Consider the following 14,443-nt stretch of genomic DNA (forward strand, 5'->3'; position numbering starts at 1 on the left):
GCGCTGCTTCACCCCCGCGGGTAGGGCACCGTGAGCACACGGTTTCCGCCGGGGTTCAGCAGCACCACGCCGGCCCCGTCCGGCCACGTCACGGTCACACGCTCCGCGGCGGTCGCGTCCCCCAACCCGAAGTGGGCGACCGGTTCCATCTGACACAGGTAGCCGCTCCCGCCGCAAATCCCCTTCACCCGCACGCGGCCGGCGTACTCCGCACGCACCACCGCCCCGCGTGCCGGCGCCCCGAACCGCGTTAACGGCCGCACCCGCAGCCAGTTCGGGTGCGCCGCCCGGGCTTTGAACACGCCCAACGGCTGTGCGGCCTTTTCGCCGCGTGAAACGAGCAGTTCCAGCACCCCGTCCCCGTCGACGTCGGCAACGGCCGCCCCGGTGCCGTACCCGTCGGGGTCCAGCGCGGCACCGGCATCGAGCATCGTTACGCCGAACGCCGGTCCGGGGCCGGGGGGGGGGCCCGCTCCCGCCACCCGGAACACGCGGTTCGGCTCGCACAGGTGGTTCAGGAAGATCTCGTCGTTGCCGTCGTTATCGAAATCGGCCGCGAGCACCGTGCGCACCGCCGACGGGAACGCGAACCCGGGCGTGGCGAAATCCTTCCAGCCGTCGCCGGCCCGTGCCATCAAACGGTGTGGGCCGTCCCAGTTGCCCCACGCGAGGCCGAACTCGCCACCGGCGTCGAACGCGGTGAGTCCGCGGGCGTGCTCTTCGCAGTCGCGCAACCGGAGCGGCGACGCGAGCTCCTCGAAAGTGCCGCCGCCCAGGTTGCGGAAGGCGAAGTTGGGGCCGCGCTCGTTCGCACAGAAGAGATCGACGTGGGGGCCGAAGAGGGGCAGCGCTAGCACGCCGCGCCCGCCCCCGGTGCGCGCCAGCCCCAGGGCCGGCGCGAGATCGACCAGCGTGCCGGCCGGGTTCAACTCGTACAGACGCATCGGCTGGCCGTGGTTCGCCACGAAAAACCCGTACCGACCCACCCCCCGCCGGTCCAGGACCGCGACGCTCCGGCCCGACGACAGGTTCCGCGCCGCGCGGTTCGCGGGCCGGTCGAACAGGTCCTCCCAGGTGCCGTCCGGGCCGCGCTTGAACAGTCGGTCCGCGACCCTCTTGGCTCCGGAGAACGAGTCGCAGTTGAGGACGTATAACTCCTCCCGCCCGTCGCCGTCGAGGTCGCCGGCTGCGACCCCCACCGCGGGCGCGTCCGGGTCGGCCAGTTCCGCCGGCGCGGCGTCTCGCAGCGCCCCTCCGGACCACGACAGCACCCGATTCGGCCCCGCGAACCCCGCGACGACGAAGGAGAACCGTCCGCGGTCGAGGTCCGCCACGGCTGCGCCGTAGTGGAACCCCGGCGGGTTGTCGGCGATCAGGTGAGACACGTCCTCGAACATCGGAACCCGCACGACGGAGTACGCAACACTTGTAACCGTAACTCATGAACTGCAAAGCGCAAGCGGGAAACGGTTTCTGGGGCCAACTGCGCCGAGCCGTTCGGCCGACCGTCCCGTCGCCGGGGCCGGCCGGCTCGCTAAGACATGAGAACCTCTCCCGGCCCTCCGCGACGGCTCGCGGTTCGGTACACTTCTCAGCACGCACCAGTCGGGAGATTGTTTCAATGACCCGCACCCTCGCCTTGCTGGCCGCACTCGCGGCGCCGGCGGCCGCTCGCGCACAGGCGCTGCAGACGGTCGCGGAGAAGACCGATTACAAGGCCACCTCGCGCGGCGCGGACGTGGTGGCCTTCTGCGAGGCGGTCGCGAAGCGCGGCCCGGTCGCGCGGCTCGACTACTTCGGCGCCTCGCACGAGGGCCGCAAGCTGCCGTACCTCGTGCTGTCCCACGAGCGGATCGCGACGCCCGAGGACGCGAAGAAGTCGGGCAAGCTGGTCGCGCTGGCGTTCGCCAACATTCACGCCGGCGAGGTGGACGGCAAAGAGGCGCTACTCGCTCTCGCCCGCGACCTCACGGACCGCACCGACCACCCGCTGCTGAAGAACCTGGTGCTCGTGCTCGTCCCGAACCTGAACGCCGACGGGAACGAGAAGATCGACCCCAAGAACCGCCTGGGCGACAACGGCCCCATTGAGGGCGCCGGCACCCGGGCCAACGCGCAGAAGCTCGACCTGAACCGGGACTTCGTGAAGCTGGAGTCGCCCGAGATCCGGGCGCTCATCAAGCTGGTGAACGAATGGAACCCGGCGGTGGTGATCGATTGTCACACCACCAACGGCAGCAAGCACCGGTTCAAGCTCACCTACGACGGCCCGCGCTACCCCTCGTCGTCCGACCTCGCGAAGTGGGCCGACGGCACCCTCTTCCCGGAAGTGACGAAGAAGGTGAAGGACGCGACCGGGTTCGACATCGCGCCCTACGGCAACTTCAGTCCCGACCGCACCCGCTGGGAGACGTACCCGGCCACGCCGCGGTACAGCATCCAGTACTTCGCGCTGTGCGGGCGGCTCGGCATCCTGAGCGAGTCCTACAGTTACGCCACGTTCAAGGAGCGCATCGATGCGACGCGGGCGTTCGTGACCGCGTGCCTGGAGGTGGTGGCCGAGAACCGCAAGGGCGTGGCGAAACTCGTCGCGCTCGAAAAGCCCGCCCGGGTCGCCGTGCGGACGAAGACCGAGGCGTTCCCGGAAAAGTTGCAGGTTCTGGGCTTCGAGGAAATCGAGAAGGACGGTAAGCGCGTCGTGACGGCCGCGCACAAAGCGTACCACCTCGACTACGCCGGCCGCGTGGCACCGACCGAGTTCGCGGACCTGCCGTTCGCGTACCTCGTGCCCGCGGACTGCACCGCGGCGGTCGAGACGCTCCAGCGGCACGGCATTCAGGTCGAAGAGCTGCGCGAGGACGTGGACCTGGACGCGGAGCGCATGCTGGTCACGAGCGTCGAGAAGGCGGGCCAATCGCAGTCCGCGACCGTGACCAGTGTGGTCGGACGGTGGGACCGCGAGACGCACCGGGTTCCGGCCGGCACGATCGTCGTGAAGACGGGACAACCGCTCGGCGCGCTGGCCGGGTACCTGCTCGACCCGCGCTCCGAGGACGGCCTGACCACCTGGGGGCAACTGCCGGTCGGCGGCACCCAGACGCACTTCCCGGTGCTGCGCCTCCCCGCTGCCGTTCCGCTCGCCCTGGGCGCCGCGCCGAAGCTCCCCGAAGCCCGCCGCACGAACCAGCCGATCACCGACGCTCAACTGACCGGGCGCGGTGGGATGTCCGCGTTCGGGTTCTCCGGCACGCCGCTCACCACCGGGGCGTGGATCGACGGTGAACACTTCTTACAGGTCAAGGACGGGGTGCTTCTGAAGGTGAAGGCGCGGACGGGCAAGGGGGAGCCGTTCACCGACCCGGCGAAGATCAAGAGCTCGCTCGACGCGATCAAAGGACTCGACAACGCCACCCGCGACCGGCTCGCGAAGGGTACCTCGTTCCGCACCAGCCCGGACCGGGCCGCGTTCCTGTTCGACATCGGGCCGGACATCGGTATCGGGTACTTCGACGGCAACCCGGGGGCGCGGCTCACCAAGAGCGACGGCGCGAAGGAGCACGTGACGTTCTCTCCGGACGGGAAGCGGGTGGCGTTCGTTCGCGGTGCGAACCTCTTCGCCGTGAGTGTGGAGAAGCCGCTCGAAGAGCACAAACTCACCGCCGACGGCGGCGGCGAGGTGTTCAACGCCAAAGGCGACTGGGTGTATGAGGAGGAGATCTTCAACCGTAACGGGAAGGCCTACTGGTGGTCGCCGGACGGAAAACAGCTCGCGTTCCTGCGGTTCGACGACGCCCCGGTGAAGAAGTTCAACCTCGTGGACCTGCAACCGGTCGGCGGCCGTCTGGAGAGCTACGCGTACCCGAAGCCCGGCGACCCGAACCCGCTGGTGAAGGTCGGTGTGGTGAGTGCCGACGGCGGGAAACCGACCTTCCTCGACCTGGGCGGCTACAAACCCGAAGAGACGCTGATCTCCCGCGTGGGTTGGGTCGGCAAGTCGGGCACGGTGTTCGCCTACGTCCAGAACCGCACGCAGACGTGGCTCGACTTCGTGGTGTGGGACTCGCCGACCGCGAAACCCAAAACCCTTTTCCGCGAGACGACGCAGGCGTGGGTGGACGACGCGGGCGAGCCGCGCTGGCTGCCGGACGGCACCTTCCTGTTCCTCAGCGAGCGGACCGGCTGGAAGCACCTGTATCACTACTCCGCCGAGGGTAAACTGCTCGCGGCGGTCACCCAGGGCGACTGGGAGGTGAAAGACGTTCTGCGCGTGGACGCGAAGGAGAAAACGGTCTACTTCAGCGCGGCGCTCACCAGCCCCACCGGCACCGACCTGTGCCGCGTGACGTTCGGCTCCGACACCGAACTGCTCACGGAGAAGGGCAAAACGCACCGCGTTTCGCTCGCACTGGAGGGGGAACTCTTCGTGGACCGGTTCAGCGACCCGATGACGCCGACCCAGTCGAACCTGTACGAGGTGGGGAAGGGCGTGGTGCGCAAGCTCGACACCAACCCGGTGCGCGAGCGCAACGAGTTTAAGTTCGGCAAGTACGAGCGGGTGAAGATCACGCTGAAGGACGGGTTCGTGCTGGAAGGCGCGATCACCTACCCGCCGGACTTCGACCCGAAGAAGAAGTACCCGGTCTGGCTGTTCACCTACGCCGGGCCGCACAGCCCCACGCTGCGCGACGAGTTCGGCGGCGGGCGCGTCATGGAGCAGTCCCTCGGTACCTCCGGCATCATCACCTTTCGGGTAGACCCCCGGAGCGCGAGCGGGAAGGGGGCGAAGTCCGCGTGGGCGTGCTACAAGCAACTCGGCGTGCAGGAACTCAAGGACCTGGAAGAGGCGGTGGCGTGGCTCGCGGAGAAGCCGTACATCGACGCCAAGCGGGTCGGCATCAGCGGGCACAGCTACGGCGGGTTCATGGCCGCGTACGCGCTGACCCACTCCAAAACCTTCAGCGCGGGGATCGCATCGGGGCCGGTGACGGACTGGAAGCTGTACGATTCTATCTACACCGAGCGCTACATGCTCACCCCGAAGGAGAACCCGGAGGGGTACGCGAAATCGAGTTGTGTGGCCGCGGCGAAGAACCTTGCCGGGAAGCTCCTCATCGTTCACGGGATGATGGACGACAACGTCCACATGCAGAACAGCGTGCAACTTGTGGACGCGCTTCAGCGGGCCGGGAAGGACTTCGAGCTGATGCTGTACCCGCAAGCCCGGCACGGGATCGGCGGCGGGCACTACTCGCGGCTGCAACTCGACTTCATTCGCCGAGCGATGAAGGAGAAGTAAAGTCGGTAGTTTAGGTCGCATGGGCATGGGGTAGGTGGTTCGGGTAGTCGGCGGGTCGCGTGTTGAACCATGCGGGCCGCCGGCGCTCCCGCGCCAAGCGATCTCGGACAGGTGCTTGGTTCGGTCCGGTTGGCTGAAGGCGGGCACTTCGCGCGTGGCTGCCACATCCGCGCAAGTCGTTGGGGCGAAACGCCGCGGCGACTGAACCGCGAATAAGTGAAGACAGAGGGCCGCCGGCGCACATGCAACCGGTAAGGAAACCGTGCGCAGGGAGGAAGCCATGAGGGTAAGCCAAACTGTCTCGTTGGGCCGGGCGGTCGTGGGGGCGGGGGGCGGGACAGACACCGACCGCGAGTTACTCCGCCGGTTTGCGCGCGACGGCGACCAAACGGCGTTTGAGGCGCTCGTGAGGCGACACGCCGGCATGGTGCTGGGCGTGTGCCGTCGGTCGCTGCCGACCGTTCAGGACGCCGAAGACGCGTGCCAGGCGACGTTTGTGGTGCTGGCCCGCCGTGCCGCCGCCGTCCGGTGGAGCGAGTCGGTCGCGAGTTGGCTGTACACCACCGCCCGCCTGGTCGCGCGGAACGCTCGCGTTGCGGCCGCCCGGCGGGTCGAGCGTGAGGCCCGGGCGGCGGTGCCGGAGGTGGTCGAGCCAGTCGACCGGGTGACCGGGCGCGAGATGTTGGCGGCCCTCGACGCGGCGATCGATCGGTTGCCGCCGGCGTACCGCGAGCCGCTGGTACTGTGTTACCTAGAGGGGCTGACGCACGATGAGGCGGCGGCCCGGCTGGGCGTGCCGCGGGGCACGGTCGGCACACGGGTGGACCGCGGGCGAAAGCGGTTGCACGCGGCGCTGGTGCGGGCCGGGCTCGCGCCGACCGCCGGGTTACTGGCTCTCGCGGTCGCGAACCCGGCGTCGGCGCGGCTGGTCGGGCTGGCCCTCGCGGCGGTGGCGGGGCCGGTGCCGGTCGCGGTCGCGGAGCTGGCGAACGGAATCGCCACGACCGGAACGGCGAAGTCGCTGGTGTGTGCGCTCGTGGCGTTGGCGTGCGCCTGCGCGCTGGCCGCCGGGCTGGCGTCGGTGGCACCATCGCGTGGGGGCGTGGCCCGACCGACCGCGGCGAAGGGGGAACCGCCTGTGGTGGCGCCTTCGGCGGCGCGAGTTGAGATCAAGGGGCGGGTGGTCGACGCGAACGACAAACCGCTGCCAGGGGCGAAGCTGTTCCTGCACTTGGGGCACACGATAGTGCCGGCGCAGCAGGTGGCTGCGGGCGACGACGGCCGCTTCCTGTTCACAATCTCGGGTGACACATTGCCCTTGCTGCTTGCCACTGCGCCTGGGCAGGGGGTGGGGCGGTGGCCCCTGAACGGGCGCCCGGTGGCGGAGTTCACGCTCCGGCTGACCCCAGACGAGCCGGTCCGCGGGCGTGTCGTGGACCCGGAGGGCAAACCGGTCGCTGGCGTGTCGGTGTCGGCCCGCGCGCTGTACATGTACCACGGTGAGAAGGATTTCGATCGCTGGTTGAAGGCGGCACGCGACCCGGATTGTAAGGAGGTGGCGAGAGGCGGTGAGCCGATCTACGGCACAGAGCGTGGATTCACCGGACCGATCGAGCCGGCCACTTCCGACCGCGACGGCCGGTTCGAGCTTCGCGGCATCGGCCGCGACCGGGTCGTGGTCCTCCGTGCCTCCAGCCCTACCACCGCCACGCACGAACTGACCGTGGTGACGCGGAAGGTCGAGCGGTTCACCGCCCGCGCCGACACTGCCATCACCGGCAGCGCAGAGGAGGTCCACGGGTGCGAGCCGGTGGTGGTGGCCGCGCCGGTGCCGGTCACCACCGGTCGGGTGCTCGACGACGCCACCGGCGAGCCCGTCCCGGGTACCGTGCTGCGGGTCGGTGGGCTGCACGGTTCGTCGAGGCTGGCGGAACTGATCGCGGTTGCGGGCCGGGACGGGACGTTCGTGCTGCCCGGGCTGCCGCCGGGCGGGCGGCCGCACGCGTTCGTCCTCCCGCCGGGCGACACTTTATATCACGCACTCAAGGTGAGCGTCCCCGACGAGCCCGCCGGCCGCGCCGGTTTCGACATCAAGCTGACTCGTGGCGTGCCGGTCACGGTGAAGGTCGTTGATAAGGTGACCCGCGCGCCGGTAGAGTCGCAGCTCCGGTACGGCGTGTTTCCGGGCGACAATCCGAACCAGAAAGCGGTGCCGAACGTGCGCCACTTTCACCAGACCGAGCACCCGCGTCGGCCGTACATCTCGTACGAGTCGGAGTTCCGTATCGTCGCATTCCCCGGCAAAGGGATGCTGGCCGTGCAGGTCCCGGAAGTCGGCGCGTTCGGCGGCGCGTACCTCTGCGGGGTCGGGGCCGGGACGTTCGAGAAGCACCGGCGGGGCGACGAGTTGGTCGGCACGACCGGGGTGAGCAGAACCTCCGTCCGGGACTGGCACACGTTCGCCGAGATCGACGTGCCGGCCGACGCGAAGTCGTTCGCGGTCACGCTCGAACTGGACCGCGGGTTGACGGCGCCGGTCCGGCTGATCGACGCCGACGGGCGACCGGTCGCCGGGGCCGAGAGTTACGGGCTGGTCCACCCGGCCGGGGGCGCGCGGTGGTCCCGGCCGCTGGCCGACGCGACGCCGACCGCGGTCGCCCTGCGCGCCGGCGAGCAGCGGCGGGTGATGTTCGTGCACACTGACCGCAAACTGGCCGGGTCCGCGGTCGTGGTCGGCGGGGCGAAGGACCCGGTCGAGGTGCGAATGGTCCCGTGGGGTGAAGTCAAGGGGCGCATCGTGAACGCCGACGGTAAGCCGGTCGACGTCCGCCTCGATCTCTCTACCGACTTCGTTCGCAAACCAGATCTCAAGTTCGGGTCGACGCCCATCTGGAACCCGGCGATTGCGGGTGTCTACACTGGCGAGGACGGGTGCTTCCGCATCACTGGCTTGGTACCCGGCTTGACGTACCGGTGGGGCGTCAACGGGTGGACGGTCGACGCGGCTACGTCCACGGACACGGTCGCGAAAGGCGGCGAGACGATCGACCTCGGCGAGATCGTGGTGCGCCCCGAACAGCCGTGAGGTGGTCGCGCAAAAAAACGCGCTTGCGCTGAAAACGTTTTACGCGTGGCGCCGGGGACGGCCCCTCGGCCCTCTCTAGGAGACCGGGGGGCCGTTCCCGGCGCCACGTTCGTCAGTGAATCCCGCGCACTGTGCGGTGTCTACGAAAACACACACACGCCGTCGCACCAGTCGGCTGCGATTACCTTCCCGTCTGTGATCGGGTTCGCGAGCAGCCATCGGGCGAGAGGGGCAACCACCTCGCGCTCGATCGCGCGCTGGAGCGGTCGTGCCCCGTACCGCGGGTCAAATCCCACCTCGGCGAGACGCTCCACCAGTCGCTCCGACCACCGCACCGCGGCCCCGCTGCGCACCAGCCCCTCGCGGGCGGCGATGGACTCCAACTCGCGCCGGGTGATGGCCCGCACGGACGCCGGGAGCAGTGACCGGAACGTGACTACGGCGTCCATCCGGTTGAAGAACTCCGGGCGGAAGAACTTCATCGCGGCGTCCTGGTACCGCACCCCCGAATCCGCACCGAACCCCACCGCGCGCGACTGCCCGGCCCCGAGGTTCGAGGTCATGATGATGATCGTGCTGCGGAAGTTGGTGACGCGGCCGTACTGGTCCGTGAGCCGGCCTTCATCGAACACGCCCATGAGCGTGTCGAACACGTCCGCAGCCGCCTTCTCGATCTCGTCCAACAGCAGCACGCTGAACGGCTGCTGGCGCACCCGCTTCACCAACTCGCCGGGCTCGCCGCGGGGCGGCCCGAGCAGCCGGTACACCGCGTCGAACCCGCCGTACTCGCTCATGTCCAGCCGGATCAACCGCCGGTCCCGTGCGGAATGCGGAATTCGGGATTCGGAATGCGGAGAGGCGGTACCGCTGCTTCGTTGGTTTTCCTGCTGCAATTCCGCATTCCGAATTCCGCGTTCCGAATTACTTCCCCCGTGTCCGAAGAAGTAGTCGGCGAGCGCCTGGGCCATGTGCGTTTTGCCGACCCCCGTCGGACCGCAGAACAGCATCACCGCGGGCGGGCGGTTCGGGTCGTTCAGCCCCGCCTTCACGGTCATCACGACGTTGGTGGCGGCCTCGCACGCCTCCGGCTGGTCGATGACGCGCGCCCGGAACCAGCTCCGCACGTCGTCGCGCTGGAGCGTGATCTCGTCGCGCAGGAACAGCTCCGGTAGCCCGGTCTGCCGGCGGAACCGGTCCACCACCGCGGTCGGGGTGACCGGCTTCTTGCCGTCGCGGACGTGTTCGTCTACCAACTGTCGCGCGAACCCGGACGCGGGGCCGGGGAACGCCGCGTAGGGCATGAACCGCCGGAACAGGCGGACGATGCGCTCGCCGGTCCCGCGCTCGACCTCTACCCCGGGACCGCTCGCGGACGCGTCGAGCTGCCGGTCGATGACCGACAGCGCGGTGGCACGGTCGAACGGTTCGACGCGGACGATCTGGAACAGGTCCGGTAGCCCGGGCATGAGCCGGTGGCACGCGTCCAACTCCGCGGGCGTTACCTCGGCGATCATGCGCAGTTCGCCGCGGGCGAGGTACGGGACCAGGAACGCCGCGATGCTGTCGGTGGGGCCGAGCCCGCCGGTGCGCACGAGTTCCAGCAGCCGCTCCGCGCACAGGACGCCGTTGATTTCGCCCAGTTCCGCAATCAGCGACTCGACGCGCTCCTCCCACTGCCCGAGGTACCGCATCCCGGCGACGATGCGGCCGGCGGACGTGAGCCAGAACTTCCGCTTCTGCGGCCGCGGTTCGTCGGCGTCGCGAGAGCGGTTGGTGTCGGCGAGGGCTTTCTTCTCGGCCTCCCGGACGGCGTCGACCATGAGCGTGGTTTTGCCGACGCCCGCCTCGCCCAGGAGCAGCACGTTGGCCTTTTCGTGGTGCAGCTTGCGGACGAGCGCGGCGAGGTCGGCTTCGCGGCCCCAGGCGCGGGCGTAGCCCTTGCGCACCGCGCGGTCGCCGACCGGTTCGGCCACCTTCGCCAGCGTGGGCGGCGGGGGTACCGTGAGCGGGCCGCCTGGCGGTTCCTTCGGAACGGGAACGACGAGCTCGAGCAGCTCGGCCTCGACCGGCGGCAGGTACGCGCCCACCTCTTCCGGCGTCAGCCCTTCGAGCTTCTGCGAGACGTACCGCTCGACGAGCTTTTCGAGTTCGGTCCCGTTGGGGTAGTCGAACCGGAGCCCGAGCAGCGGCAGGTCCGCGGCGAACTGACCGCTCTTGCGGGTGCCGACGACGCACGGCACCCGCACCGGCACCTCGGCGTCCGTGGGGTACAGCCGGTTCTTCCCCTTGTACTCGGGCCGCACGTTGACGGTGAACCAGCGCAGCTCGGGCTCGCCGAAGTCCGGCGCCTCGGCGTGCTCGTCCTTGCGGTGCAGCCAGCGCAGGTACTCCTTGAGGTCGTCGCGGGCGTCGTTGGCGGTCTTGCCGAACCCGGTGGTGCCGAGGTCCAGCGCGATCGCGGAGTGCCCGCCGGCGGCGTCGCGACAGAGCAGGGCGTGGTAGCGTGCGGTGGGCATGGCGATAAGGCAAAAGTGTGAAGGCAAAAGGCAAAACGCAAGGCGAGCCGCCTCACGAGTTGCTTCTTTTTTGCCTTTTAACTTGCTCCTTTTTACTTGGTTGCCCGCGGCAGTGCGGCGAGCGTGAAGGTGCGGAACACGTCGGCGAACTCGGCCCGCGACGGCAGCGGCGAGACGAGCCCGGTGCGCAGGTCCGCGACCGGTTGGCCGTCGGCGTACACGCGCAGGATCGGGCCGAACGCGAACGGGTCCGGCACCGCGCCGAGCCACCCGTCGAGCACGTCCACGCGCACCGGCACCGGGCCGCCGTGCTTCGGCAGGAACAGGTGCGTTCCGGCCTCGGCCTGTGCCAGTGCGCGGGCGTGGAGCCCCTTCAATCGCAGGGCGAGCGTTCCACGCTGTTCGGACGCGATCGGAACGTTTTCCAGTTCCAGCCCCAACCCGTGCGCCCAGACGCGCAGGTACCAGCCGTGCAGCGCGGCCGCGCCGGGGCACGCTTCGCCCTCGGGGAACCCGCGGATCAGCAGGTACACCGGCCTCTCATCGACCGGCGCCGACACCATCAGGTTCAGCAGCGCGAGCCGGTTCTCCAGGTCGAACACGTCCTGGTCGTCGGGCAGCGGTTCGGACCCCTCGAATAGCTCGCGGAGCGCCCCTTGCATGTCTTCCGACGACATCACCGAACGGAGCGGTTGGTCCCGCTCGTGCCAACCCTCACCGCGGCCCGAGCTGAGAGAGTAACGGTTGATCTTGATCGCGCGGTAACGGGCGCGGCGCCCGGTCGATTCGGGCTGGGAGGCTTCGAGGTACGAGTTGCGCCGGGCTTCGAGCCGGGCCTCGTAGGCGTCGAGTGTGCCGGCGATGGCGTCGGCCAGTTCCTTGAGCGCGAAGTAGCGCTCGTGGTCGCGCGTCACCCGCCCGGCGGTCAGTACGGTCCCCGGGCGAATGGCGTCGAGCACCGCGTCCACCTTGTCGAGCGCGTCCCATGCGGCCGATAGGCGGTCCCGGAGCGGCCGGGCGGCGCGCTCGTCGAGCGGGAGCTTGGCCGCCCATTCCGGTGCCTGCACATCAACGGCCAGTGTGCCGGCCGCGGCGCGCACCGTTACGATCGTGAGGTCGTTCACCGCGAGTGCCGCGAGCCGAGAGGCCGCGGGCTGAGTCAGTTCGTGCTCCACCGCGCGTTTCATGGCGCGGGCGCCGAGTGCAGGGTCGTAGCCCGCCTGGATGACGCGGTCCAGCGCGTCGGGGGCGACGTTCAGCACACACTTCCGCTGGCTAAAGCCCTCGCGGGCGAGCACCTCACCCACCAGCCGCCGGGCGATCCGCGCCATCTCCTCGCGCGACAGCTTGCGGAACGGGATCACCCGGTCCAGGCGGTTGAAGAACTCGGGCCGGAAGAACTTCTCCGCCGCCCGCGTGTACGCGAACGACCGGTCCGCTTCGGTCACGAACCCGAGGTTCCCTTCGGCGTCGCGTACGCCGAGGTTCGAGGTCATGAGGACGAGCGCGGAGGTGAAGTCCGCGGTGCGGCCGAGCGAGTCCGTCAGCCGCCCCTCGCCCAGCAGTTGCAGGAGCAGGTCGAACACCTCGGGATCGGCCTTTTCGATCTCGTCCAGCAGCACCACCGCGAACGGCTGGCGCCGGATCGCGCTCGTGAGCAGCCCTTCGGGTTGCTGGAACGTGCCCACGAGCCGCGCCGCGGCGCCGGGCTGGTTGTACTCGTTCAGGTCGAAGCGCAGCAGCCGATCAGAATCGCCGAACAGCGTGCGCGCGATGGCCTTGGCGCACTCCGTCTTGCCGACGCCCGTGGGGCCGAGGAACAGGAACGCCGCGAGCGGCCGGTCCGGGTCGTTCAGCCGCGCCTTGGCGACGCTCACCACGTCGGCGAGGGCGTCCACCGCGTCGGGCTGGCCGATCACCTGCTCTTGAAGCTTGTCCCGGACTGCGTCGCGGTCCAGCCGCTGCTTCGGGTCGAGGAACGCGAGCGACAGCCCGCTCCGGGCGGCGAAGTCGTTCAGCACGTCGTCGCGGGTGATCTCGGGGCGCGGCGGGAACTCGTACCCGTCGGCCGGGCGCGTCGCGCTGGACCCGACCTCCGCGGCGCGTTCGTCGGGGTTCGTGGTGGCGCGCACCGCCAGGCGCGTCAGCACCGCGGCGGCCTTCCCCGGGAACGCGGCGGTGCGGTCGTAGCGGCGTTGCTGGTCGATGACCGCGGGCAGCACGTCGAGCCCGAACACGCAGGCGTGCTTGCCTTCGAGTCGCCGCTGCTGGTCCACCAGGACGCGGAGCGTGTCGGCGTCGGTCGGCTGGCGCACCGGGATGATGTGGAACAGGTCGCTGAGCCCGCGGTCCCGCTCCTGGAGCACGCGCAGGCTCTCGGGGGTGATCTCGGCGAGCACCCGCACGTCGCGCCGTTCGAGGTACGGTTTCAGGACCACCGCGGCACTGAGCGACGACTGGCTCGTGACGCCGGCGAGGAACAGGCCGAGCAGGTCGTCGAAGTAGAGCACGTGGTCGCGCTTCTTGGCGTGCTTCAGGATCGCGAGCAGCCGGCCCTCCCACTGGCCCACGTAGGACATGCCCGAGATGAGCCGCTGTGGCGACACCAGCCACGTGTTGAACCACTGCCGCTGGTTCGCCTTGCGCTCCGCGACGCGGCGGTACACGCACTCGTGGACGATGGCGGATTTGCCGACGAGGCGGGGGCCGCACAGCAGCACGGGGCGCCGGTCGCCCAGCTCCAGGAGCCGGTGGAGTTCGTTCACCTCGCGGTCGCGCAGCACGGCGCGGTCGAGTTCGTCGGGGTACAGCCAGTCGAGGCACCGGCCGACGCGACGCAGCTCGGTGGCGCCGTCCCCCGTTTCCCCGCCGCCGAGCGACAGGAAGTTGGCGGGCGGCTTCTTCGGCACCACCGCGGGCACGCTGGCGCTCAGGTCCAGCACCTGGACCCACGCCTTGCCCGACAGGGAGCCGAGTTCGGGGCGCACCTCCTCGTCAACGTCGGCGTCGCGTTCGACCCCGCGCCAGTGCTCCGTGTAAACCGCCTGTGCGCGGTCCTCCAGGGGCTCGCCGCGGGGCACCTCGAACCACAACTCGGGCACCGCGGGCGTGAACGCGAGCCGGCGGCCGAGGTGGTCGAACGCCAGCACGAGGTACTTGGTGCGCGCGACCCGGCGCCGCAGCTCGACATCGACGGTGGTGCGGTGCGCGGTGACGGCCGGGCAGAACGCCCAGGCCGCGAGTTCGTCGTGCCGCTCCTTGCGGCCGAGCGCTTCGAGGTGCTCGACCAGCTCCCGGGTGAGCTTCGTGAGCAGCCGGTTGAGGTTCCCGTCGGTGCGCTCGGGGCCGCCGAAGAACAGCGGGCGCGCGGTGTACCCGTTCTTGTGCTGGAAGACGTAAATCGGGACGCGGAAGTTCATGGCGAAAAAGGCCCATTCCCGATGCTTCAGTGCCAACAAGCGACACCGCTAACCCGCAGCGAGTTCGGCGCGCGGTGCGTGGACCTAACCCCCCGGCCCCCTTCCCTGAAGGGAAGGGGGTGAACGC

Annotated in this window: 5 protein-coding genes; 2 read left to right on the forward strand and 3 right to left on the reverse strand. The window is 69.6% G+C overall.

Annotation, left to right across the window (positions count from 1 at the left end):
- Window positions 1-8: 8 nt before the first annotated feature.
- Window positions 9-1,385, reverse strand: a complete 1,377-nt coding sequence (locus GobsT_RS09790; protein WP_210418838.1) for a CRTAC1 family protein — start codon at window positions 1,383-1,385, stop codon at window positions 9-11.
- A gap of 236 nt (window positions 1,386-1,621) precedes the next feature.
- On the opposite strand from GobsT_RS09790, the gene GobsT_RS09795 reads away from it, so the two are divergent.
- Both GobsT_RS09795 and GobsT_RS09800 read left to right on the forward strand, forming a co-directional pair.
- The gene (locus GobsT_RS09795; protein WP_010049309.1) at window positions 1,622-5,296 is read left to right on the forward strand and encodes a DPP IV N-terminal domain-containing protein; all 3,675 of its coding nucleotides are present in this window, start codon (window positions 1,622-1,624) and stop codon (window positions 5,294-5,296) included.
- Window positions 5,297-5,576: 280 nt separating this feature from the next.
- Window positions 5,577-8,381 (forward strand): sigma-70 family RNA polymerase sigma factor, encoded by a 2,805-nt coding sequence (locus GobsT_RS09800; protein WP_081471962.1) that lies wholly within the window; start codon window positions 5,577-5,579, stop codon window positions 8,379-8,381.
- Between the two features lie 140 nt (window positions 8,382-8,521).
- Here the strand turns inward: GobsT_RS09800 and GobsT_RS09805 are convergent, their stop codons facing one another.
- Together GobsT_RS09805 and GobsT_RS09810 are read right to left on the reverse strand one after the other, a co-directional pair.
- Entirely contained in the window at window positions 8,522-10,897 is a 2,376-nt protein-coding gene (locus GobsT_RS09805) for an AAA family ATPase (protein WP_010047538.1), read from the reverse strand.
- Window positions 10,898-10,989: 92 nt separating this feature from the next.
- Window positions 10,990-14,316, reverse strand: coding sequence for an AAA family ATPase (locus GobsT_RS09810; protein WP_010047537.1), 3,327 nt, complete (start codon window positions 14,314-14,316; stop codon window positions 10,990-10,992).
- Window positions 14,317-14,443 lie beyond the last annotated feature (127 nt).

The sequence above is a fragment of the Gemmata obscuriglobus genome (assembly GCF_008065095.1).
Classification (GTDB): domain Bacteria; phylum Planctomycetota; class Planctomycetia; order Gemmatales; family Gemmataceae; genus Gemmata; species Gemmata obscuriglobus.

Bases quoted from the DNA above. Each gene is read 5' to 3' on its own strand.
- GobsT_RS09810 (WP_010047537.1), bottom strand. From the start codon at position 14,316: ATGAACTTCCGCGTCCCGATTTACGTCTTCCAGCACAAGAACGGGTAC.
- GobsT_RS09805 (WP_010047538.1), bottom strand. From the start codon at position 10,897: ATGCCCACCGCACGCTACCACGCCCTGCTCTGTCGCGACGCCGCCGGC.
- GobsT_RS09795 (WP_010049309.1), top strand. From the start codon at position 1,622: ATGACCCGCACCCTCGCCTTGCTGGCCGCACTCGCGGCGCCGGCGGCC.
- GobsT_RS09800 (WP_081471962.1), top strand. From the start codon at position 5,577: ATGAGGGTAAGCCAAACTGTCTCGTTGGGCCGGGCGGTCGTGGGGGCG.